Genomic DNA, 22890 nt, shown 5'->3' with positions numbered 1-22890 from the left:
GCCTTCGGCCGCGCCGGAGGTCGCCCCGTCCGCGGGCGCAAGTCCAAGCGGGCCAAGCGCCAGGAGTTCGAGGCGATGCAGGCCCCGTCGCTCGGTGGCGTGCAGGTCCCTCGCGGCAACGGCAAGACCGTCGTCCGCCTGCGGCACGGCTCGTCGCTGAACGACTTCGCCGACAAGATCGACGCCAACCCCGCGTCGCTCGTCACGGTGCTGTTCCACCTCGGTGAGATGGCGACCGCGACGCAGTCGCTCGACGAGGACACGTTCGGCTCGCTCGCGGCCGAGCTCGGCTACGTCATCGAGATGGTCTCGGCCGAGGAGGAGGACCGCGAGCTGCTCGGGGCCTTCGACATCGACCTCGAGGCCGAGGAGGCCGGCGAGTCCGACGAGGACCTCGTCGCGCGTCCGCCGGTCGTCACCGTCATGGGTCACGTCGACCACGGAAAGACCAAGCTCCTCGACGCCATCCGGTCCACGGACGTCGTCGCGGGCGAGGCCGGCGGCATCACCCAGCACATCGGTGCCTACCAGGTCGTCAAGGAGCACGAGGGCGTCGAGCGTCCGATCACGTTCATCGACACCCCGGGTCACGAGGCGTTCACCGCCATGCGTGCCCGTGGTGCGCAGGTCACGGACATCGCGATCCTCGTGGTCGCGGCCGACGACGGCGTGATGCCCCAGACGATCGAGGCGCTCAACCACGCGCAGGCGGCCGGCGTGCCGATCGTCGTCGCGGTCAACAAGGTGGACAAGGAGGGGTCGAACCCCGCCAAGATCCGCCAGCAGCTCACCGAGTACAACCTGGTGGCCGAGGAGTACGGCGGCGACACGATGTTCGTCGACGTCTCCGCGAAGCAGGGGCTGGGCATCGACCAGCTCCTCGAGGCGGTGCTGCTCACGGCGGACGCCGCGCTCGACCTGCGGGCCAACCCGGACAAGGACGCGCGAGGCGTCGCCATCGAGGCCAACCTCGACAAGGGTCGCGGTGCGGTGGCGACCGTCCTGGTCCAGTCCGGCACGCTGCACGTCGGTGACGCGATCGTCGCGGGCACGGCCTACGGCCGCGTGCGTGCGATGTTCGACGAGCACGGCGGCCCGGTCGCCGAGGCGGGCCCGTCCCGTCCGGTCCAGGTCCTCGGTCTGGCGTCGGTCCCGTCCGCGGGCGACACGCTGATCGTGGCTCCCGAGGAGCGCACGGCCCGCCAGATCGCCGAGAAGCGTGAGGCCGCCGAGCGTGCCGCCCTCCTGGCGAAGCGTCGCAAGCGCATCAGCCTCGAGGACTTCACGCAGGCGCTCGCCCAGGGCAAGGTCGAGACCCTCAACCTCGTCATCAAGGGTGACGTCTCGGGTGCCGTCGAGGCCCTCGAGGACGCGCTGCTCAAGATCGACGTGGGCGACGAGGTCGAGCTGCGGGTCATCCACCGCGGCGTCGGTGCGATCACGCAGAACGACGTGAACCTCGCCACCGTCGACTCGGCGATCATCATCGGCTTCAACGTGAAGTTCGCCGAGCGGGTCGAGGAGCTGGCTGACCGTGAGGGCGTCGACGTGCGCTTCTACTCGGTCATCTACCAGGCGATCGACGACGTCGAGGCCGCTCTCAAGGGCATGCTCAAGCCGGAGTACGAGGAGGCGCAGCTCGGCACCGCCGAGGTCCGCGAGATCTTCCGTTCCTCGAAGTTCGGGAACATCGCCGGCTCGATCGTCCGCTCGGGCGAGATCCGACGGAACACCAAGGCGCGCGTCCTGCGCGGCGGCAAGCTCGTGGCGGACAACCTCACGATCGAGTCGCTCAAGCGGTTCAAGGACGACGCGACCGAGGTCCGCGAGGGCTACGAGTGCGGTATCGGTCTCGGGTCGTACAACGACCTGCAGGTCGAGGACATCATCGAGACGTTCGAGATGCGCGAGAAGCCGCGGTCCTGATCGTCGGCGAGGCCGCGCGCGGTGTGCGCGCACGGCCTACCAGGCGGCCGCCCCCTCACGGGGCGGCCGCCCGCCAGGCCCAACCACGGCCGTGTGCGCACACCGCACCCTCGCCGAGCCCTGCCCCTGGGGAGGGCTCCAGGACGGCCGTCGTGTGAGAGGAAGAGTCTGATGGCGGACAGTGCTCGTGCACGCAAGCTGGCGGAGCGGATCCAGCAGGTCGTCGCGCAGATGCTCGACACCCGGGTCAAGGACCCGCGCCTGGGGTTCGTGACCGTGACCGACGTCCGTGTCACGGGGGACCTGCAACACGCCGACGTGTTCTACACGGTGCTCGGGGACGACGAGGAGCGCGCGGGTTCCGCCCTCGCGCTCGAGTCAGCCAAGGGCATCATCCGCTCCGAGGTGGGCAAGCAGACGGGCATCCGGCTCACGCCGACGCTCGCCTTCCACCTCGACGCGGTGCCCGAGACCGCGGCGCACCTCGAGCAGGCGCTCGCCGACGCGGCCCGACGCGACGCGCAGGTGCAGGCGCTGGCGAAGTCGGCGACGTACGCCGGCGAGGCCGACCCCTACCGCAAGCACGAGGACGACGACGAGTCGGACGAGGCTGAGGCATGAGGGATCCCGCACCGCGGCGGTCCGGCGACATCACGAGGGCGGCTCGACCTGCACAGGTCGGGCCGCCCTCGCGCGTGCACGGCGTCTCGCTCCGGGCGCCGGGCGCTCTCAGCGCGTGGCGAGCGCGGGTTCGTCGTCGTTCTCGTCGGCCACGCGTGCGAGATCTGCCGAGTCGACCGGCAGGGTCGGCGCCTCCGGCGTGATGCGGCCCGTGCTGCGGGGCATGAGCGCGGCGACGACCGCGCCGAGGGCGACCACGGCCGCGCCGACGAAGGCCGCGGGCCGCAACCCCTGCGCGTAGCCGTCGGGCGTGAGCGTGCCGTCGGCGGCCTGGAACACGGCGACGATCACGGCGACACCGACGGCCCCGCCGACCTCGCGGATCGTCGCGTTGACCGAGCTCGCGGTGCCATGGTCGTCGGGCACCATGTCGGCCAGCACGGCGGTCGCCGACGGTGCGAACGTCAGGCCCATGCCGAGCCCCGCCAGGGCCAGGCCGGGCACGATGTCGGCGTACACGGTCGCGTCCCCGATCACGGCGGCCTGCCATGCGAGGCCCACTGCTTGGAGCGCGAGCCCGGCCGTGAGGAGGGGGCGCACGCCGAGCCGCGGCGCGAGCATCCCGGCGATCGGCGCGACGAGCATGGGAGCCGCGGTCCAGGGCAGCGTCCGGAGCCCGGCCTGCAGGGGCGTGTAGCCCATCGCGATCTGCAGGTACTGCGAGAGCACGAAGACGGTGCCGAACACGCCCACCGAGAACAGGAACGAGCTGCCGTTCGCGGCCGCGAAGGACCGCACCCGGAACAGCCGCAGGGGGACCAACGGGTGGTCCGTGGACGCCTCACGCCGGACGAACGCGACCAGGAGCACGACGCCTGCTGTGAGCGCCCCGACCACCCTGCCGGACGTCCAGCCGTCGTCGTTGCCGTTCACGACCGCCCAGACGATCGCCAGGACGCCGGTGCCGGCGAACGCGAGACCCACCAGGTCGATGCGCTGACGACGACCGAACGACTCGGGAAGGACGCGCAGCACGAGGGGCACGGCGACGAGCGCCACGGGCACGTTGATCCAGAAGATCGCCTCCCACGAGATGCCCTGGACCACCGCGCCGCCGATCACGGGCCCGAGCGCGACCCCGAGACCCGAGACCGCGCCCCAGACTCCGATCGCCATCGCGCGGCGTGCGCGCGGCACGGCGGCCGCGAGCAGCGTGAGGGACAGCGGCATGATCGCGGCTGCGCCGGCGCCCTGGACCGCACGCGCGGCGATGAGCGCCTCGGGGGTCGTGGCGAGCGCCGAGGCGATCGAGGCGAGCGCGAAGACCCCGATCCCGACGAGGAAGACGCGGCGCCGGCCGAGGCGGTCGCCGAGGGTCGCCGCGGCGATCATGAGCGAGGCGAACGCGAGCGTGTACGCGTTGATCATCCACTGGAGCTCGCTCAGCGAGGCGGACAGCTCGGTGCGCAGCACGGGCAGCGCCGTGGTCATCACGAGGTTGTCGAGGGTCGCCATGAACATCGGCAGCGACGCGGCCAGGAGCGCGATGCCGGTGCGGGCCGCTCGGGGGCGTGCGCGAGGGGCACGCACCGCGGTGGGCGGTTCGTCGTGGCGGGACGTGGTCATCGGGTGCTCCCTGCGGTCGAGGTCGATCTGTTGGCATTGAGTGATTACTAACAAGATCCGACCGTAGGCATCGGCTGATAACCTGTCAACCATGTCGAGCAGCGCTGTGCCGAGCGAGGTCGCCGTCAAGGAGTCCGCTCGTGCCGTCCGGATGTCGGGCGACGAGCGCCGCGAGCAGATCCTGCTGGCGGCCCGCCACGTGTTCGCCGAGGGTGGGTTCGCGGCGACGACCGACGAGGTCGCGCGCGCCGCGGCGATCTCGCAGCCGTACGTCGTGCGCCTCTTCGGCTCGAAGCGTGACCTGTTCGTCGAGGTGTACCGCCAGGCGGCGGGCGAGGTCATCGAGGTGCTGACCGCCGCCGCCCAGGAGGCCGACCCCGGCGAGGCGATGGGACGTGCCTACCTCGAGCTCATCGAGGACCGGGACCTGCTGCGGCTGCTGATGCACGGCTTCATCGCGAGCGCCGACGAGGAGGTGGGGCGCGTCGCGCGGCACTGCCTCGGCGAGGCGTACCGCCTGTTCGTCGCGAGCACGGGCGCCGAGCCGGACGAGGCGCGGCAGTTCGTGGCGTTCGGCATGCTCCTCAACGTGCTCGTCGCGGTCGACGCGGACGCGCACCGCGGCGAGGACGCCGGCATGGACGCGCTGATCGACTGCGTGGTCCTCGCGACCCGCCGGGCCCAGGCATGAGCGGAGCGCCCGAGGTGCGCGCGCCCGGCGCGCGCCGGCAGCGGGACGAGGGTGCACGACGACGGCGCCCGACCGCACCGGACGGGTTCGTGATCGTCGACAAGCCCGGGGGCTGGACGAGCCACGACGTCGTGGCGCGCATGCGCGGACTCGCAGGCACACGCAAGGTCGGTCACGCCGGCACGCTCGACCCGATGGCGACGGGCGTGCTCGTCGTCGGCGTCGGCCGTGCCACGAAGCTGCTGACCTATGTGGTCGGCGCCGACAAGGAGTACACCGCGACGATCCGGCTGGGCGTCGCGACGACGACCGAGGACGCCGAGGGCGAGGTCACGCGCGCGCAGGACGCCGACCACCTCACCCGCGACGAGATCGTCGCGGCGGCTCGCGGGCTCACCGGCGACGTCATGCAGGTGCCCAGTGCCGTCTCGGCGATCAAGGTCGACGGTGAGCGCGCGTACGCACGCGTCCGGGCGGGGGAGCAGGTCGAGCTCGCGGCGCGCCCGGTGACGATTGCCGAGCTCGTCGTCGGCGAGATGCGTGAGGCGTCGGCCGACGGCGTGCGGGTGCTCGACGTCGACGTCCGCACGGTCGTGTCGTCGGGGACGTACGTGCGGGCGCTCGCGCGCGACCTCGGCCTCGCGCTCGGCGTCGGGGCGCACCTGGTCGCGCTGCGGCGCACGCGCGTCGGCGGCTACCGGCTCGACGACGCGCGCACGCTCGACGAGCTCGCACGCACGCCGGACGACGTCCCGCTCGACGTGATGCCGCTCGCGGACGCGGCACGCGGCACCTTCCCCGTGTACGACGTGACCGAGGCCCAGGAGCGTGCGCTCGGCTACGGCCAGGGGATCGAGGCCTACCCGCCGTCGGTCACCGACGACCCGGACCAGACGGTCGCGGCGATCGGCCCGGACGGACGCCTCGTCGCCCTGCTGCGCCTGCGCGAGGGCAAAGCCCGGCCGGTGCTCGTCCTCGCCGTCGCCTGATCCCGCGATCGGCGACGGCTGGACGGGTGAACTAAACGGTTCAGGCGGTCCGGGACCGGTTTCGGCGTCCCGTATGTCCTGGTACGTTCCGCGTAGCGACGATCGGGAGCTCCGTCCGCTCCCGGGGCAAGCGCTGTCAGGCCTCTCAAGGAGACAACGTGGTTTCCTGGTTCCGTCGCCGTGCGCGCACGGCCGCCCTGTCCGCCGGCCTGACGGCCGCGGCCCTCGTCGCGACCGCCGCAGTCGCGCCCGGAGCGTTCGCCAATCCCGTCGAGTCCCCGCACGACTTCGCCGACGGGACGCAGGGCTGGTACAGCTACGGCGGCGACTCGTCGTCGTCCGTGGTGGACGGTGAGCTCTGCGTCGTCGTCCCCGCCGGGACGACGAACCCCTGGGACGTCGCGGCGCAGCACGACGGGGTGGCGTTCCAGGCGGGCGGCACCTACACGGTGTCGTTCTCCGCGCACACCACCGCGCCCGTCTCGGTGAACCTGCGCGCCGGCATCGGGTGGCCCGACGACGTGTCGTCGACCGTCGCCCTCACCGAGGAGAAGCAGGACTACGCGTTCTCCTGGACGCCCGAGTTCAGCGGCGACGGGAACCTCTCCTTCCAGCTCGGCGCGCAGGCGGCCGACTACACGTTCTGCCTCGACGACTTCCAGCTCAGCGGGGACGTCGAGCTGCTCCCCGACACGAGCTTCGACGGTGTGCTGCCCGAGGGCTGGAGCGCGAACGGCTGGACCGTCACGTCCGAGCCCGGTGAGGGTGAGCCCCTGTGCTTCGAGGTCCTCGACAGCTCGGGCCAGTACGCGGGCCTCGTGCTCAACGGCCTGCCGATCGAGGCGGACGCCAACTACCGCCTCGCGTACACGGCGAGCGCTAGCAACGGAGCGACGATCCGCACGATCGTCGGCGAGAACGCCGAGCCGTGGCGCACCGCGTTCGTCGACAACACCGAGCTGACCACCGACCTGCAGGAGCACGTCCTGGCGTTCACGTCGCCTCTGACGTTCCCGGCCGAGTCGTCCGACCCGACCGTCGGCGTGGGCCAGCTCGCGCTGCAGATGGGTGCTCGCGGCGACTTCACCTTCTGCATCACGAGCATCTCGCTGCAGAAGGTCGCCACGCCGCCGCCGCCGTACGAGCCGGACGTGCGCGGCCCGATCCGGGTCAACCAGCTCGGCTACCTGCCGGACGGGCCGAAGAACGCGACGGTCGTGAGCGACGCCGCCGAGCCCCTCGCGTGGGAGCTGCAGGACGCGGCGCAGCAGGTGGTCGCCTCCGGCGAGGCCACCCCGGCGGGCGTGGACCCGACGTCGCAGCTCGCGGTCCAGACGATCGACTTCAGCAGCTTCAGCACGCCGGGAAGCGGGTACACGCTCGTCGTCGGTGAGGACCGCAGCGACCCGTTCGCCATCTCGGCGACGCTGTACGACCAGCTGCGCTACGACGCGCTGAACTACTTCTACCCCGTGCGATCGGGCATCGCGGTCGACGTCCCCGACGACCGGTACGACCGGCCCGCCGGGCACGTGTCCGGGCCCGACGGAGCGGTCAACAAGGGTGACCTGGACGTCGCGTGCCTCACCTCCGCCGAGGACGGCGGCTCGTGGTCGTACGGGACGTGGGCGTGCCCCGAGGGGTACTCGCTCGACGTCGTCGGTGGCTGGTACGACGCGGGCGACCACGGCAAGTACGTGGTCAACGGCGGCATCGCGGTCGCTCAGCTGCTCGGCATGTACGAGCGGACGCTGCACACGAAGAACGCCGTCAAGGGCGCCCTCGGCGACGCCACGCTGGACGTGCCCGGCGACGAGAGCGGCAACCGCGTGCCGGACGTGCTCGACGAGGCGCGCTGGCAGCTCGACTTCCTGCTCGCGATGCAGGTGCCCGCCGGCTCGGGGATGACGGTCTCCGCGACGGACTCCCGCTCGCTCGACGGCCTCGTGCACCACAAGATCCACGACGTGGGCTGGACGGGCCTCGGGCTCCTGCCGTCGCAGGACCCGCAGCTGCGACGCCTGCACCGCCCGTCGACGGCGGCCACGCTCAACCTCGCCGCGGCTGCGGCGCAGGGTGCGCGACTGTTCCGCACGTACGACAAGGCGTACTCGCAGAAGCTGCTCACCGCGGCGCGGACCGCCTACGCGGCCGCCAAGCGCGTGCCCGACCTGTACGCGCCGGTGACGGCGGGGCAGAACGGCGGAGGCCCGTACGACGACGCCAACGTGACCGACGAGTTCTACTGGGCGGCCGCGGAGCTCTTCCTGACCACGGGCGACCGCGACGTCAAGGCCGACGTGCTCGCCAGCCCGCTCGCGGCCTCCGACATCTGGTCGCGCACCGGGTTCTCGTGGGGGAGCGTGGCCCCGCTCGCGCGGATGGACCTCGCGACGGTGCCCAACAACCTGCCGACGCGCAAGGCCATCCGTGCCTCGGTGGTCGCAGGAGCGGACACCTACCTCGCGTGGCAGGGCGACGAGGCGTTCGGCCAGGCCTACCCGGGCCAGGCGGACGGTTCTTACGAGTGGGGCTCGAACTCGGCCGTGCTCAACAACCAGGTGGTCCTGGCCACGGCCTACGACCTCACGGGTGACCCCGCGTACGCCCGCGCCGTGCTCGAGTCGATGGACTACCTGCTCGGCCGCAACGCGCTGAACAACTCGTACATCACGGGGTACGGCACCGAGTTCTCGTCGCACCAGCACAGCCGGTGGCTCGTGCCGCCGCCGCCGGGCACGGTCTCGGGTGGTCCCAACTCGCAGCGCGGCACGTGGGACCCGGTGATGAACCGGCTCTACCCCGCGGGCCACGAGTGCGCGCCGCAGCTGTGCTACGTCGACGACATCGAGGCGTGGTCGGTCAACGAGCTGACGATCAACTGGAACGCGCCGATGTCGTGGGTCGCGTCGTTCGTCGCCGATCTCGGTGCCAAGGGTGTGCCGGCCGCGCCGGTCGTCACGACCCAGCCCCAGGACGCGACGGTCGCACCTGGCGCGACCGTGCAGTTCGTCGCGGCCGCGACGGGTAGCCCGACGCCCACCGTGCGGTGGGAGTCGCGACACGGCAAGGGTCGCTGGGCCACGGTCCGCGGGGTGACGTCCACGACGCTGACCGTCAAGGCGTCCCCGGCGACTGACGGCACGCAGTACCGCGCGGTCTTCACGAACGCGTCCGGCTCGGTCGCGACCGACGCCGCGACGCTGCGGATCGAGCGTGCGGCGCCGCAGGTGACCACGCACCCGGCGTCCGTGAGCGGCAAGGCGGGTACGCGCGTCACGCTGCGGGCTGCGGCCAGCGGCTACCCGGTGCCGCGCATCCAGTGGCAGGTGCGCGAGCGCGGCTCGTCGCGGTGGGTGGACGTGCGCCACGCGTGCGGCACGGCGCTGAGCCTCGTCGTCGGGCCCGGCACCGACGGGGACCGCTACCGCGCGGTGTTCACCAACGACGCCGGCTCGGCCACGACCGACGAGGCGTCCGTCACCCTGGTCCGCGGCCCCAGGTGACGTACCCCGTGCGCGGCCTCGTCGTCGCTGCCCCGCAGGCAGCACGGCGAGGCCGCGCCACGGGACGGCGCAGCGCCCGACCGTGACGCGGTGGCATGATCGGCGGGTGCATCGCTGGACCGACCTCGCCGACGTGCCGTCCGACTTCGGTCCGACGGTCGTGACGCTCGGCAACTTCGACGGAGTGCACCGCGGGCACGCGAGCGTGCTGCGCCGCATGGCGGCGGACGCGCGGGCCCAGGGGTCCGCCGCGGTCGCGGTGACGTTCACCCCCCACCCGCTGCAGGTGCACCGGCCGGATGACGCCCCGCCGCTGCTCACCGGCGACGAGGACCGGCTCGACCTGCTCGAGCAGACCGGGCTCGACGCCGTGCTGCTGCTGGACTACACGCTCGACTTCGCGCGTCAGTCGCCGCAGGAGTTCGTGCGCACCTACCTGGTCGACGGCCTGCGGGCGCGCACCGTGGTCGTCGGACGGGACGTGCGGTTCGGCTGGCAGAACTCGGGTGACCTGTCGACGATGGTCGAGCTCGGCCGGCGGTACGGGTTCGACGTCGAGGTGATCGACGACATCACACCCCCCGAGGCGCCCGACGGTGAGGCGCCGCACCGTCGCTGGTCGTCGACGTGGGTGCGCGAGGCGCTCGCGGCGGGCGACGTCGAGCAGGCCGCGCACGTGCTCGGCCGGGCCCACCGGCTGCGCGGCATCGTCGTGCACGGCGACGCACGGGGCCGCGAGCTCGGCTTCCCGACGGCCAACCTCGCGCAGGACGCGATCGGCATGGTGCCCGCGGACGGCGTGTATGCGGGGTGGCTGCGCCGGACGCGCCGCGCCGACGGGACCCCGGTCGTCGACGACGCACCGCTGCCTGCGGCGGTCTCGATCGGCACCAACCCGACGTTCGACGGTGTGCAGCGCCGCGTCGAGGCGTACGTGCTCGACCGCACGGACCTCGACCTGTACGACGAGGAGGTCGTGCTCGACCTCGTCGCGCGGCTGCGTCCCACGCTGCGGTTCGACTCGGTCGACGAGCTGCTGGTGCAGATGCACGCGGACGTCGAGCGCGTGCGTGAGGTGCTCGCCCCCGCGCAGTGACGCGGCGGGCTGTGCCAGCGGGAGCGCCGAGCGGCAGGTCAGCGAGTTGTTGAACCGGCCGGCTCAGGTCGCCCGCCAGGCGTGCCGATGGTGGGGCAGGGGCCCCGCACGGGGTCCTCGCCCTGTCGTCGCCCCTCGGAGGTCCGTGTGGCCCACCGTCGCACTCGCGTGCTGCTCTGCGCCGTCGCCTCCTGCGCGCTCCTCGCGACGGCCTTCGCGCCGGCGCAGGCCCGGTCCGAGCGTCCGGTCGTCGCATCGTCACCCGTCGTCGCCGGACCCACGATCGCAGCACCGACGAGCGCCCAGCGGGGCGGCGTCGCGGCGGCCGGGGCGGTCGCCGCGAGCGTGGACGTCAAGCCGACGAAGGCCTGGGTCACGCGCCTCTACACCTCCCGCATCGCGCAGGCGCTCAAGGTCCCGGTGACCTGGACCGGCAGCGTCGGGTCGTGCTCGGCCGGCCGCGAGTCGAACGCGTCGCGCACGGCGACGCTCACGACGGTCAACGCGATGCGCGCGCTCGTCCAGCTGGCGCCGGTCGAGCTCGACGCGGACGCGAGCGGAGCGGCGCAGAAGGCGGCGCTGCTCATGGACGCGAACGGCAAGCTGTCGCACTCGCCCACCCCGAGCGAGTTCCCGCACTGCTGGACCCGGGACGCCAAGAGCGCCGCGGGGGTCTCGAACCTCGCCCTCGGCACCAGCGGGGCCAAGGCGATCGCCGCGTACATGGTCGACCCCGGCGACGGGAACACGGCCGTCGGGCACCGCCGGTGGATCCTCAACCCGACGACGACGCGCATCGCGACGGGCTCGACGCCCTCGGCCAACGCGCTCACGGTCATCGGCCTCGGCACGTCCTCGTCGGTCGCCAGGCCGACCTGGATGGAGTGGCCCGCCCGCGGCTGGTTCCCCGAGCAGCTCGAGCCGAACGGGCGCTGGTCGCTGTCGTCGTCCGACCCGAACGTCAGCTTCTCCAGGGCGACCGTCAAGGTGCAGCGGCTGTGGTCGTCGGGCAACGTGGCGCGCACGCTCACGGTCAAGAAGTACGCGCCCGTCGTCGGGTACGGGCCGAACACGCTCGTGTTCCGCGTCAAGGGCGTCGCGGACCCCCAGGGCAAGCGGTCGATCCAGTACCGCGTGACGGTCTCGGGGATCACCGGTGGGTCGTCGCGCTCGCTGAGCTACGTCGTGCGGCTGTACGACCCCACGGCCTGACCGCGTCGCCCCCGTCAGGGCGGGCTTCGGTGCGGGCTCGTGCCTGGTAGTCTGTCGTAGCCGTCAGAACGGCCGCGGAACGAGAGAGCCCGGGTGGACGTGCCCCGGCGCACCGCGCAACGAGATCAACAAGGAGAGCCGTGTCCCTCGACGCTGCCACCAAGCAGGCCATCATGACCGAGTACGCCACGCACGAGGGCGACACCGGTTCCCCGGAGGTGCAGATCGCTGTCCTCACGAAGCGCATCAAGGACCTGACCGAGCACCTCAAGGAGCACAAGCACGACCACCACAGCCGCCGCGGCCTGCTGCTGCTCGTCGGTCGTCGTCGTCGCCTGCTCGGCTACCTGCAGAAGATCGACATCAACCGCTACCGCTCGATCATCGAGCGCCTCGGTCTGCGTCGCTGACCTTCCGGACCAGCCCGGGCCCCCGCGGGGGTCCGGGCTGGTCCGCATGTCGGGCCCGCGCGTCGCGCGACAGGCCCGGCAGCACCCCGGCAAGATCGTCGGCGTGCTCAGCTGCTCGTCCGAGCAGCACGCACCACACGTTCGACACGCATCACCCACCGCGTCGGTCCACCTGTCCGGTCCTCGGTAGTGGCCCCCGGAGCCTTGCTCCGTGAGCCTCGATCGAAGACCGCCGGGACCGGCCGGCGCCTTCGAGAGCAAGGAGGGCACCCGTGGAGGGTCCCGAGATCCAGTTCGCCGAGGCCGTGATCGACAACGGTCGCTTCGGCACCCGCACCGTCCGTTTCGAGACCGGCCGCCTCGCCAAGCAGGCCGCCGGCTCCGCCGCCGCGTACCTCGACGGCGACACGATGCTCCTGTCGGCCACGACGGCCGGCAAGCACCCCAAGGAGCAGTTCGACTTCTTCCCGCTGACGATCGACGTCGAGGAGCGGCAGTACGCCGCCGGCAAGATCCCCGGCTCGTTCTTCCGCCGCGAGGGCCGTCCCTCGACCGAGGCGATCCTGGCGTGCCGTCTCGTCGACCGCCCGCTGCGTCCCCTCTTCGTCAAGGGTCTGCGCAACGAGGTCCAGGTCGTCATCACGGTCCTGGCGATCCACCCGGACGACGCGTACGACGTGCTCGCCATCAACGCCGCGTCGATCTCGACGCAGCTGTCGGGCCTGCCCTTCTCCGGCCCGGTCGGCGCCGTGCGCATCGCGCTCGTCGACGGTCAGTGGGTCGCGTTCCCGCGCTACTCCGAGCGCGAGCGGGCGACGTTCGACATGGTCGTCGCCGGTCGCGTCGTCGGTGACGACGTCGCCATCGCGATGATCGAGGCCGAGGCGCCCGAGAAGTCGTGGAACCTCATCAAGAACGAGGGCGGCCAGGCGCCGACCGAGGAGATCGTCTCGCAGGGCCTCGAGGCCGCGAAGCCGTTCATCAAGGTCCTCGTCGACGCGCAGTCGCAGCTCGCCGCGAAGGCTGCCAAGGAGACGCAGGCCTTCCCGACGTTCCCCGACTACCAGGACGACGTGTTCGCCGCGGTCGAGGCCGCCGCGACCGGTCGCCTGAACGAGGCACTGAGCATCGCCGACAAGCAGACCCGCGAGGGCCGGCTCGACGAGATCAAGGCCGAGGTCCAGGCCGAGCTCGCCGCCGCGTTCGAGGGTCGCGAGAAGGAGATCTCCGCCGCGTACCGCTCGGTGCAGAAGAAGCTGATCCGTCAGCGCATCCTCACCGACGGCTTCCGCATCGACGGCCGCGGCCTGCGCGACATCCGCACCCTGGGTGCCGAGGTCGAGGTCCTGCCCCGCGTCCACGGCTCGGCGCTGTTCGAGCGTGGCGAGACCCAGATCCTGGGCGTCACGACGCTGAACATGCTCCGCATGGAGCAGCAGCTCGACACGCTGTCGCCCGAGACGCGCAAGCGCTACATGCACAACTACAACTCCCCGCCGTACTCGACCGGTGAGACGGGCCGCGTGGGTTCGCCGAAGCGTCGCGAGATCGGTCACGGCGCGCTGGCCGAGCGGGCGCTCATGCCCGTCCTGCCGAGCCGCGAGGAGTTCCCCTACGCGATCCGCCAGGTCTCCGAGGCACTGGGCTCCAACGGCTCCACGTCGATGGGCTCGGTCTGCGCCTCGACGCTGTCGCTGCTCAACGCCGGTGTCCCGCTGCGTGCGCCCGTCGCGGGCATCGCGATGGGCCTCGTCTCCGACACGGTGAACGGTGAGACCCGCTACGCGGCGCTCACGGACATCCTCGGTGCCGAGGACGCGTTCGGCGACATGGACTTCAAGGTCGCCGGCACGCGCGAGTTCGTCACGGCCATCCAGCTCGACACCAAGCTCGACGGCATCCCCGCCTCGGTGCTGGCCGGCGCGCTGACTCAGGCCAAGGAGGCGCGTCTGGCGATCCTCGACGTGATCTCCGAGGCGATCGACACGCCCGACGAGATGAGCCCGTTCGCCCCGCGCGTCATCACGGTCAAGGTGCCGGTCGACAAGATCGGCGAGGTCATCGGCCCGAAGGGCAAGATGATCAACCAGATCCAGGAGGAGACCGGCGCCGACATCTCGATCGAGGACGACGGCACGGTCTACATCGGTGCGACCGACGGTCCGTCGGCCGAGGCCGCGCGGGCCGCGATCAACGCGATCGCCAACCCGCACATGCCCGAGATCGGCGAGCGCTTCGTCGGGACCGTCGTGAAGACGACGACCTTCGGCGCGTTCATCTCGCTCTCGCCGGGCAAGGACGGTCTGCTGCACATCAGCCAGATCCGCAAGCTCGTCGGCGGCAAGCGCGTCGAGAACGTCGAGGACGTGCTGGCCATCGGCCAGAAGGTCCAGGTCGAGATCGGCGAGATCGACCCGCGCGGCAAGCTGTCGCTGCACGCGGTCGTGGACGAGCCCGCCGAGGACGCGAAGCCCGCGGACGAGACGGTCGAGCCCACGACGACCGACGCCTGACGTGCCTCTCGACCTCCCGCTCGTGCGCCAGGGGCTCCCTGGCGCCGAGCAGTCCGCCGGGCAGGACGGCGACGCCTTCGTGCGTCGTTCCGTCCTGCCCGGCGGCGTCCGGGTCCTGACCGAGCACATGCCCGGCCTGCGGTCCGCGACCGTGGGTGCGTGGGTCGGCGTCGGCTCGCGCGACGAGGAGTCGGGCCACTTCGGCTCGACGCACTTCCTCGAGCACCTGCTGTTCAAGGGCACCGCGCGGCGGACCGCGATGGACATCGCCGAGGCGTTCGACGCCGTCGGCGGTGAGGCGAACGCGGCCACGGGCAAGGAGCACACGTGCTACTACGCGCGGGTGCTCGACTCGGACCTGCCCATGGCAGTCGACGTGATCGCCGACATGGTGACCTCGGCGCGCCTCGAGGCCGACGAGCTCGAGACCGAGCGCGGGGTCATCCTCGAAGAGCTCGCGATGAACGACGACGACCCGAGCGACGTGGTCCACGAGCAGTTCGCGACCGCGGTGCTGGGGGACCCCCCGCTCGGCCGTCCGATCGGCGGCACACCCGACACGATCCGGGACGTCCCGCGTGACGCGGTCTGGGAGCACTACCGCTGGCACTACCAGCCCGCGACGCTCGTCGTCAGCGCGGCCGGGGGAGTCGACCACGACACCTTGTGCGCCCAGGTCGCCGACGCTCTCGTCGCCGGCGGCTGGGACCTCGCAGGCGACGCGGACCCGACGGGACGCCGCGCGCGTGCCGTCGAGCTGACCGCCGGCGAGCAGGGCCTGCCGATCGTGGGCGTCGAGCGCGCCGTGCGGCGGCACACCGAGCAGGCGAACGTCATCGTCGGGTGCGCGTCCCTGACGGCCACCGACGACCGTCGTTTCACGCTGTCGGTGCTCAACGCGGTGCTCGGCGGCGGCATGTCGTCGCGGCTCTTCCAGGAGGTGCGCGAGAAGCGCGGCCTGGCCTACTCGACCTACTCGTTCGCGTCGGGTCACACCGACACGGGCGTGTTCGGGCTCTACGCCGGGTGCACCCCGGCGAAGGTCGACGAGGTCGTGGCGCTCATGGTCGCGGAGTGGGAGCGGCTCGCGTCGACCCCCATCTCGTCCGCCGAGCTCGAGCGGTCGATCGGGCAGCTGTCGGGCGGGCTTGTGCTCGGCATGGAGGACACCGGCTCGCGCATGAGCCGGCTCGGCAAGGCCGAGCTGGTCCACGGCCAGCTGTTGAGCATCGACGAGTCGCTCGAGCGCGTGCGCGCGGTGACGGCGGCCGACGTGCAGGAACTCGCTGCCGAGCTCGCGTCACGCCCGCGGTCCGTGGTGCGCGTCGGGCCGTTCGGCGACTGACCACCGCGCACTGACCCGTTCCACGACGCTGCGCGGGCCGGCCGTGGCCGACCCGCGCAGCGCGGACCTCTCGGCTCCCGCAGCGAGCGGCGGGAGTGCCGTCAGGTGATCAGGGGATCGACGACGTGCTCTCGCACGACGCGCCCGTGTCGACGCCGGTACCGCCGGAGCAGCTGTCCGAACCGGAACCGCCGTTGAGGACGTCGGTGCCGGACTCGCCGAACACCCGGTCGTTGCCCGAGTCACCGAAGACCCGGTCGTTGCCCGTGCCGCCGTACACGGAGTCGTTGCCGGCCCCGCCGCGCACGGTGTCGTTGCCTGTGCCACCGCGCACGGTGTCGTTGCCGGCGCCTCCGGTCGCCGTGTCGGCGTCGTCGCCCGCGTCGATGACGTCGTTGCCCACGCCACCGTCGATCGTGTCGGTGCCGTCGGCACCGGCGATGCGGTCGACCCCGGCCTCGCCGTACAACCGGTCGTTGCCCGTGCCGCCGTCGATCTGGTCGTCGCCGTCACCGCCTCGGACCGTGTCGTTGCCGGGGTTGCCGTACAGGCGGTCGCTGCCCGCTTCTCCGGCGATCGTGTCGTTGCCGTTGCCGCCCAGGACCGTGTCGGTGCCGGGGCCGCCGGCGATCGTGTCGTTGCCGTTCCACCCCTCGATCCGGTCGTTGCCGGCGCCACCGCGCAGCACGTTCGTGCCCGAGGTGCCCACGAGCTTGTCGGCCCGCGCCGAACCGATGGCGTTCTCGGCCTGCACGACCGAGTCGGTGCCGTCACCCGTCGCGGTGCCCGCGGCGAGGTCGACGACCACGCCCGCGGCCGAGGTCGCGAAGATCACCGTGTCGGTGCCGTCCATGCCCAGCAGCTGGTCGTTCCCGGTGCCGCCGTTGAGCTGGTCGTCGCCGACCCAGCCGTCCAGGGTGTCGTTGCCGGTGCCACCGTTGAGGTAGTCGCCGACGTCGTCGGTCGACCCGCTGCCGGGGTTGCCGAGCAGCGTGTCGTTGCCCGAGTCGCCCCGCAGGGAGTCCGCGCCCGACCCGCCGAAGCCGATGTCGTTGCCCGTACCGCCACGGATCGTGTCGTCGCCTGCGTCACCGCAGAGCCGGTCGTTGCCGCCCAGCCCGTCGATGGCGTCGTTGCCCGCACCCGCGACGATCACGTCGTCACCGGCGGTTCCGTTGATCGTGTCCGCACCCGGCGTTCCGACGATCGTCGCCGCGACGCCCTGGCAGAGCGGGGCGGGCCCGTTCTCGATGTGCAGGTTGAGCAGACCGTTGGTCGCGCCGAACCCGTCCACCTTGATGCGGTAGGAGGTGCCGCCGTTGACCGGGAAGGTGACCAGGCTGCGGTTGCCCGTACCCGAGTCGTCGTCCCAGGCCAGCGGCGTGAGCGTGGCCAGCGAGGTGCCCGTGTAGACGGTCAGGGTCGTGTCGAACGTCGTGACGTTCGTCCCGTTGTCCTCCGTCGAGATCGTCGCCGTGCCCGTCGTGGCGGGGGTCCACCGCCCCACACGCCGTTGTCGACGCTGAACGGTCCCGGTTCGCCGGGCTCGGCGTCCGAGCAGACGGTGAAGTCGAAGTCGTTGATCGGCCCGTTGCCGCTGAAGACCTCGGGCGAGGCGAAGTCGTTGTTGTTGACCGTCCGCGTCGCCGCGTCGAGCACGTTGATGCGCTTGCGGGTCACGCCCGCGCGCGTCACGTCCACGCCCGTGGCGTCGAGGTTGGCGGCCGCGGCCGCGTTGGTGATGGGCACACCGTTGCCGTCGACGCACTCGCGCAGCAGCGCGAACGCCCCGGTGACGTGCGGAGCGGCCATCGAGGTGCCGTCCTTGAACCCGTGGTTGTTCCCGGTCGGGACGGGCGCGTCGATCGAGACGCCAGGAGCCCACCAGCGCAGCCCGGAGGAGGAGTTGGTGAACCCCGCCGGGACGTCGGTGTCGCTCGTCGCGCCGATCGCGAACGCGGTCGTCAAGCAGCCGGGGAAGCTCATCCCGGTGCTGCTGCCGTTGTTGCCCGCGGCCACGACGACCGCGACGCCCTGGCCCTGCAGGAGCGAGAACCACGTGTTCGTCGTCGGGTTGACCGCGGCGCACGCGGCGTCGCCCGGGGCGAACACCGTGTTGGTGCCGATGCTCAGGTTGACCGAGACGATCTTGGGGCTCGTCGTGGTCTTGAGCGCGTACACGCGCGCGAGCGCGTTGTTGATGGACGAGAACTGCGCGGTCCACCGGGAGCTGTTCGGGTTGTCCTGCGCCACGCGCAGGGCGTGGATCCCGGCGCCCCGTGCGACGCCCTCGTGGCCACCCGTGAAGAAGGAGCCCGCCGCGATGCCGGCGACGTGCGTGCCGTGGTCGCAGTCGCTGGAGTGCGTGCACTCGTCGGCCGAGCCGGCCGCCGTCGACGCGTTGAGCCCGCCGGGGCAGGACGAGTCGGTGACGTAGCAGGCCTGCGAGACGATGCGTCCGGTGAACGCGTTGTGCTGGTTGTCGACGCCGGAGTCGATCACGGCGACCTGGTACCCGCCGCCCGTCGCTCCGTCGAAGTCGTTGCCGAGGACGCCGGCGGTGTTGAGCAGGTCGGAGTCGATGACCCCGGTGCTCGTCGCGAGCGTCGCGTACGCCTCGCCGTCGAGCACCACGGAACCGACCTGAGGATCGGCGAGCAGCGCGTCCAGCCCGTCCTGGGTGACGGTCCAGACGCCGGCGGGCAGCACGGGGTCGAGGCCCACGAGCGTCGAGCCGGTGCCCGCGAGCGTGGCGGACAGCCCGGCCTGGGCGTCAGCGGTCAGCTCGCCCTGGACCCGGGAGGCGGTGGCCGATGTCCCGAGGTCGGAGCGCAGCGACCCGGTGGCCGTCACGGCGACCCGCGCGCTGCCGTTCGTCGCCACGGCCTTGCGGACCGCGGCGACCTGCTGCGGGTCCGGTGCGCTGGGCAGCGGGGCGACGGCCGGGAGCTTCTTGACCTGCGGCACCTTGGTGCCGGGTACGTCGGGCGTGTCGAAGCCCGGGGTCGCGACAGGCCCCGGGTCCGTGGTCTTGGGCTTGTCCGTCGTCGTGGCGGAGGCCGCTGCGGATGAGGCGTCGGCGTGGTAGCCGACGTAGCCCTCGAACTCGGGCTGTGCGCCGTCCGGGTCCTGCAGGCCGCTGGTCGCGAGGCTGGCAGCGACGGCCGGCGGGGCTGCGAGGGCGGCGGTGCCGCCCGTGATGGCGAGCGCCAGGGCAGCGATCCCTGCTGCTGCGACTCGTCGTGCGTTTCTCCGGTGACATCTTGCGGGCACGAACATCGTGCACCCCCTCGTGCTGATCGAAGACGGCTGCCGTCGGCCTCGGTGGAGGGCCTCGGCGCGCACGGCGGGCCGTCTCGTGCGACAAGGAGGAGGACGGGCGACAGGCGGTACGGACGCCACCGGGGGTGCCGATGTCACGGTCTGGGCTATTTCACCCGGTTGTCGGTCGCGCGCATCAGCGCCGTCGTCGGGCCCGCGAGGGCGATGATGGCCTGGTGAGCAACTCGTCGGCGTTCTCCGACCGCGCCTACCGCCGGCTCGCGCTGGCCGTGCCGGGTCTCGTCGAGCACGCGTGGGTGCTGCGCGACGCCGGTGCGGTGCGCGAGCTGCTCCTGCCGGACGGCCGGGGCCTGGTCCAGCTCGCGCTCGGCGCGCCCGGTCGCCTCACCGACGCCCTGACCGGGGCGCGGCGTGCCGAGGGCGACGACGTCCGCGGGCTGCTCACGCGCGCGGCGGTGCGCGAGCTCCCGGCCGGGGCAGTCAGGCTGGGCGTCCAGCTGCACCCGATGGCGCTCTCGCGACTGTTCGTCGCTGCCCCGCAGGCCCGCGTTGCGGCGGGGCGGGCCGCGGACCTCCTCGTCGACCGTGCTGCGCCGCCGCAGGACCTGCTCGGGGAAGCGGTCGTCGAGGCGGCGCGGGCGGCGCTGACCGCGGGCGAGGACGACGAGGCGGCGCGGCTCGTGGTCGCGGCGGTCGTGCGGCGCGCGCAGGAGTCGTCCGACGAGCGGCCGGGGTCGGACGAGGACGACGAGCACCGGGCGACGTTCGCCGAGGTCGTCAGCCAGGTCGACGCCGAGCGTGGCCTGGTCGCGGCCGCCGACCTGGCCCGCGCGCACGAGGTGACCGTGAGCGACCTGCACCGGTGGTCGGTTCGCTACCTGGGTGTACCGCCCGCGACCTACCTCGCGGCGGTGCGGTTCACGGGCTTCGTCCGCGAGGCCGTCGGTCCCGGCCCGGTCGCGCCCACCGACGTGGTCGCCGCGTTGCGCTGGTACGCGCAGTCGGCGGTCGCGCCGCGCGAGGTCGAACGGTTCACGGGGCTCAGCCCGGTCGAGCTGCGGCGTGTCGAGGAGCGGGTCGCCGAGCTCGTCGGGATCGCGTAGCCGCGCACGAGGCCGGTGCCGCGCGCGGCTAGGGTTACGGATCGTGAGCGAACGGATCAGGGTGGCCGTGCTGGGCGCGGCGGGACGCATGGGGTCGACGACGGTGCGCGCGGTCGAGTCCGCGCCCGACCTGGAGCTCGTCGCGGCGCTCGACGCGAGCGATGACCTGGCGAAGGTGGCCGCCGCCGGCGCGCAGGTGGCGGTCGACTTCACCGTCCCGTCGGTGACCGAGGGCAACGTGCACGCGCTCGTCGACGCGGGGGTGCACGCGGTCGTCGGCACGACCGGCTGGGACGACGCCGCGCGGGCCCGCGTGCGCGACCACCTCGCGGACCGCCCCGACGTCGGCGTGCTGATCGCGCCGAACTTCGCCCTGGGTGCGGTGCTGACCATGGCGTTCGCCGCACGCGCCGCGCGCTGGTTCGAGTCGGTCGAGATCGTCGAGCTGCACCACCCGGACAAGGTCGACGCGCCGTCGGGCACCGCGCTGCACACCGCGCACGCCGTCGCGCGTGCGCGTCGCGCCGCCGGGGTCGAGGCGAGCCCGGACGCGACCGAGCAGTCGCTCGACGGTGCGCGCGGGGCGCTCGTGGACGACGTGCGCGTGCACGCCGTGCGCCTGCGCGGCCTCACCGCGCACGAGGAGGTCCTGCTCGGCAACCCCGGCGAGCAGCTCACGATCCGGCACGACTCGTTCGACCGTGTGAGCTTCATGCCCGGCGTCCTGCTCGCGGTGCGCCAGGTCGGGTCGCGACCCGGCCTGACCGTCGGCCTCGAGCACCTGCTCGACCTGGCCTGAGCGATGGCGCGACGACGTCCCCGCTCTTCGGCTGTCGCGATCGGTGCGGCGGTCGCGCTCACGGCGCTGCTCGCGCTCTACGTGGTGCTCGTCGCGGCGCGCGCGACCGCGCTGGTCCGCACGGGTGAGCCCGTGGCGATCGCGCTGGGCGTCGCGCTGTGGGTGCTGCCCGTCGTGGCGATCTGGTTCCTGGCCCGCGAGTGGGCGCTCGCGATCGACGTGCAACGCATGGCGGACACGCTCGCGGAGGCCGACGAGCTGCCCGTGGACGACCTGCCGCGCTCACCCGGCGGTCGGGTCGACCGCGGCGCGGCCCGGGCGGCGTTCGACGACGTGCGCGAGCGCTGCGAGGCCGAGCCCGACGACTGGCGCTCGTGGTACCACCTCGCGTTCGCGTACGACGCCGCAGGCGACCGCAGGCGCGCGCGCGAGTCCCTGCGGCACGCCCGCACGCTCTACCGCCGCTGACCGGAGGGCCGCAGCTGACCTCTCCGCGGCGGGGCAGCGACGTCCACCGCCCGCGCCGAGCCGACGTCAGATCGTCGCCCACCAGCGGTGCTCGCGGACCGTGCGAGTGGTGCCGTCGGGCAACGTGCCCGAGGCGAGCTCGCGCACGGTGTCGTCCGGACCGAGCCCCGCACCCGACAGGAACTGCGCGCGCGCCGTGTCGCCGTCGAGGACCCACGTCAGGAGCTGGTCGGCGCCGTCCTCGCGCAGCAGGTCCACGGCGGCCGCCAGGAGGCGCGAGCCGTGCCCGCCCTGCTGGTGCGCGGGGTCGACCTCGAGCGCGAGCAGGAGACCGCCGGGAGCGGACGTCGGGTCGGTCGCCGGGACGGGCGCGATCGACGCGAAGCCGACGACCGTGGCGCCCGCGCACGCGACGAGCACGCGGTGCCCGGCAGGGGGAGCAGCAACGGCTGCGGCCCACTGGCCGCGCATCGCGTCGTGGTCGAGCGCGTCGATCGCCCCGCCGAGCAGCTCGCCGTGCGAGCGCCGCCACGCCTCGACCTGGATCGCGACGATCGCGGTCTCGTCGCCCGGGACCGCGGGCCGGACCGAGACGTCCGAGGTCTCGCGGAACAGGGTCACAGTGCGCCCGCTCCGACGGGCACCGGTGCGTCCGTGACCGGCGCGGGCTTGGGCTTCGGGGGGTGCTTGGTCGAGACCTTGTCGATCCACGCCAGCGCCATCGCCGAGACGATGAACGCGAGGTGGATGAGCGTCTGCCACATGAGCGCGGTCGCCCCGCCGTCGTGCGCGATCGTGTCGCCCGCCTCGATGAAGCTCGCGAGCAGGTGGATCGACGAGATGCCGATGATCGACATCGCGAGCTTCGTCTTGAGGACGTTCGCGTTGACGTGCGAGAGCCACTCGGGCTGGTCGGGGTGGTCGTCGAGGCGGATGCGCGAGACGAACGTCTCGTAGCCACCGATGATCACCATGATCAGCAGGTTCGCGATCATCACGACGTCCACGAGCCCGAGGACCGCGATGATCATCGTGCCCTCGTCGAACTCGACGGTCTCGCCGTGGCTCGTCGTGTGCCCGGTGAAGAGGCCGACCCCGAGGTACCAGAGCGACTTCATGAACTGCCAGACGTAGAACGCCTGCGCGACGATCAGACCCAGGTACAGCGGCACCTGCAGCCAGCGGGACATGAAGATGAGCGTGCCGATCGGGGATCGGCGCACGGATGCCGTGGTGGTCGTGATGGTGGCCTCGGCCATCGGTCCTCCGGGTTGCGGTGGCCGCGGCGCGGCCTCGTCGTCGG

Annotated in this window: 18 protein-coding genes; 13 read left to right on the top strand and 5 right to left on the bottom strand. The window is 72.5% G+C overall.

Features of this window, described 5'->3' with window-relative positions; genetic code table 11:
- Positions 1 to 1926 (top strand): translation initiation factor IF-2 (gene infB, locus CWIS_RS01585; protein ID WP_048341474.1); only part of this gene is annotated, 1926 nt, incomplete at its 5' end.
- 171 nt (positions 1927 to 2097) lie between these two features.
- Positions 2098 to 2547, top strand: coding sequence for a 30S ribosome-binding factor RbfA (gene rbfA, locus CWIS_RS01580; protein ID WP_048341473.1), 450 nt, complete (start codon positions 2098 to 2100; stop codon positions 2545 to 2547).
- A gap of 108 nt (positions 2548 to 2655) precedes the next feature.
- On the opposite strand, the gene CWIS_RS01575 is transcribed toward rbfA, so the two are convergent.
- Positions 2656 to 4173 (bottom strand): DHA2 family efflux MFS transporter permease subunit, encoded by a 1518-nt coding sequence (locus tag CWIS_RS01575; protein ID WP_082156135.1) that lies wholly within the window; start codon positions 4171 to 4173, stop codon positions 2656 to 2658.
- A 91-nt stretch (positions 4174 to 4264) separates the two neighbouring features.
- Between CWIS_RS01575 and CWIS_RS01570 the strand changes: the two genes are divergently transcribed.
- The 8 genes from CWIS_RS01570 (at position 4265) to CWIS_RS01535 (ending at position 15935) form a co-directional block, all read left to right on the top strand.
- The gene (locus CWIS_RS01570; protein ID WP_048341472.1) at positions 4265 to 4864 is read left to right on the top strand and encodes a TetR/AcrR family transcriptional regulator; all 600 of its coding nucleotides are present in this window, start codon (positions 4265 to 4267) and stop codon (positions 4862 to 4864) included.
- Entirely contained in the window at positions 4861 to 5853 is a 993-nt protein-coding gene (gene truB, locus CWIS_RS01565) for a tRNA pseudouridine(55) synthase TruB (RefSeq protein ID WP_048341471.1), read from the top strand. The genes CWIS_RS01570 and truB overlap by 4 nt, the downstream gene beginning before the upstream one ends.
- Before the next feature lie 158 nt (positions 5854 to 6011).
- Positions 6012 to 9359, top strand: a complete 3348-nt coding sequence (locus CWIS_RS01560; protein WP_053071487.1) for a glycoside hydrolase family 9 protein — start codon at positions 6012 to 6014, stop codon at positions 9357 to 9359.
- A 106-nt stretch (positions 9360 to 9465) separates the two neighbouring features.
- Entirely contained in the window at positions 9466 to 10455 is a 990-nt protein-coding gene (locus CWIS_RS01555; RefSeq protein WP_048341470.1) for a bifunctional riboflavin kinase/FAD synthetase, read from the top strand.
- A 168-nt stretch (positions 10456 to 10623) separates the two neighbouring features.
- The gene (locus CWIS_RS01550) at positions 10624 to 11667 is read left to right on the top strand and encodes a CAP domain-containing protein (protein ID WP_048341469.1); all 1044 of its coding nucleotides are present in this window, start codon (positions 10624 to 10626) and stop codon (positions 11665 to 11667) included.
- A 140-nt stretch (positions 11668 to 11807) separates the two neighbouring features.
- Complete coding sequence (gene rpsO, locus CWIS_RS01545; RefSeq protein WP_048341468.1) at positions 11808 to 12077, top strand: 30S ribosomal protein S15; 270 nt, start codon at positions 11808 to 11810, stop codon at positions 12075 to 12077.
- 272 nt (positions 12078 to 12349) lie between these two features.
- Positions 12350 to 14590 (top strand): polyribonucleotide nucleotidyltransferase, encoded by a 2241-nt coding sequence (locus tag CWIS_RS01540; protein ID WP_048341467.1) that lies wholly within the window; start codon positions 12350 to 12352, stop codon positions 14588 to 14590.
- Between the two features lies 1 nt (position 14591).
- Positions 14592 to 15935 (top strand): pitrilysin family protein, encoded by a 1344-nt coding sequence (locus tag CWIS_RS01535; RefSeq protein WP_048341466.1) that lies wholly within the window; start codon positions 14592 to 14594, stop codon positions 15933 to 15935.
- A gap of 109 nt (positions 15936 to 16044) precedes the next feature.
- Here CWIS_RS01535 and CWIS_RS01530 read toward each other — a convergent pair whose 3' ends face one another.
- Entirely contained in the window at positions 16045 to 17442 is a 1398-nt protein-coding gene (locus tag CWIS_RS01530) for a calcium-binding protein (protein WP_053071486.1), read from the bottom strand.
- Positions 17352 to 19214, bottom strand: coding sequence for a S8 family serine peptidase (locus CWIS_RS17365; RefSeq protein WP_053071485.1), 1863 nt, complete (start codon positions 19212 to 19214; stop codon positions 17352 to 17354). The genes CWIS_RS01530 and CWIS_RS17365 overlap by 91 nt, the downstream gene beginning before the upstream one ends.
- 218 nt (positions 19215 to 19432) lie before the next feature.
- Between CWIS_RS17365 and CWIS_RS01520 the strand changes: the two genes are divergently transcribed.
- The 3 genes from CWIS_RS01520 to CWIS_RS01510 are packed head-to-tail and all read left to right on the top strand — an operon-like array spanning position 19433 to position 21587.
- A complete protein-coding gene (locus tag CWIS_RS01520; RefSeq protein ID WP_048341465.1) occupies positions 19433 to 20320 on the top strand; it encodes a hypothetical protein in 888 nt (295 codons plus the stop codon).
- Between the two features lie 43 nt (positions 20321 to 20363).
- Positions 20364 to 21119: a 4-hydroxy-tetrahydrodipicolinate reductase gene (dapB, locus tag CWIS_RS01515; RefSeq protein ID WP_082156132.1), complete on the top strand. Its 756-nt coding sequence runs from the start codon at positions 20364 to 20366 to the stop codon at positions 21117 to 21119.
- Between the two features lie 3 nt (positions 21120 to 21122).
- Positions 21123 to 21587 carry a hypothetical protein gene (locus tag CWIS_RS01510; RefSeq protein ID WP_048341464.1) on the top strand — a complete coding sequence of 155 codons (465 nt, stop codon included), beginning with the start codon at positions 21123 to 21125 and terminating at the stop codon, positions 21585 to 21587.
- A 66-nt stretch (positions 21588 to 21653) separates the two neighbouring features.
- On the opposite strand, the gene CWIS_RS01505 is transcribed toward CWIS_RS01510, so the two are convergent.
- Both CWIS_RS01505 and CWIS_RS01500 read right to left on the bottom strand, forming a co-directional pair.
- Positions 21654 to 22208, bottom strand: a complete 555-nt coding sequence (locus CWIS_RS01505; protein WP_048341463.1) for a GNAT family N-acetyltransferase — start codon at positions 22206 to 22208, stop codon at positions 21654 to 21656.
- The gene (locus CWIS_RS01500) at positions 22205 to 22846 is read right to left on the bottom strand and encodes a TIGR00645 family protein (RefSeq protein WP_048341462.1); all 642 of its coding nucleotides are present in this window, start codon (positions 22844 to 22846) and stop codon (positions 22205 to 22207) included. The genes CWIS_RS01505 and CWIS_RS01500 overlap by 4 nt, the downstream gene beginning before the upstream one ends.
- Between the last annotated feature and the right edge of the window lie 44 nt (positions 22847 to 22890).

The organism is Cellulomonas sp. A375-1, from assembly GCF_001040865.1.
GTDB classification, from domain to species: Bacteria; Actinomycetota; Actinomycetes; order Actinomycetales; family Cellulomonadaceae; genus Cellulomonas; species Cellulomonas gelida.
This window is presented reverse-complemented; position numbering and strand designations above follow the sequence as displayed.

Coding starts and splice junctions, on each gene's coding strand:
- rbfA (WP_048341473.1), top strand. CDS start 2,098: ATGGCGGACAGTGCTCGTGCACGCAAGCTGGCGGAGCGGATCCAGCAG.
- CWIS_RS01575 (WP_082156135.1), bottom strand. CDS start 4,173: ATGACCACGTCCCGCCACGACGAACCGCCCACCGCGGTGCGTGCCCCT.
- CWIS_RS01570 (WP_048341472.1), top strand. CDS start 4,265: ATGTCGAGCAGCGCTGTGCCGAGCGAGGTCGCCGTCAAGGAGTCCGCT.
- truB (WP_048341471.1), top strand. CDS start 4,861: ATGAGCGGAGCGCCCGAGGTGCGCGCGCCCGGCGCGCGCCGGCAGCGG.
- CWIS_RS17365 (WP_053071485.1), bottom strand. CDS start 19,214: ATGTTCGTGCCCGCAAGATGTCACCGGAGAAACGCACGACGAGTCGCA.
- CWIS_RS01510 (WP_048341464.1), top strand. CDS start 21,123: ATGGCGCGACGACGTCCCCGCTCTTCGGCTGTCGCGATCGGTGCGGCG.
- CWIS_RS01500 (WP_048341462.1), bottom strand. CDS start 22,846: ATGGCCGAGGCCACCATCACGACCACCACGGCATCCGTGCGCCGATCC.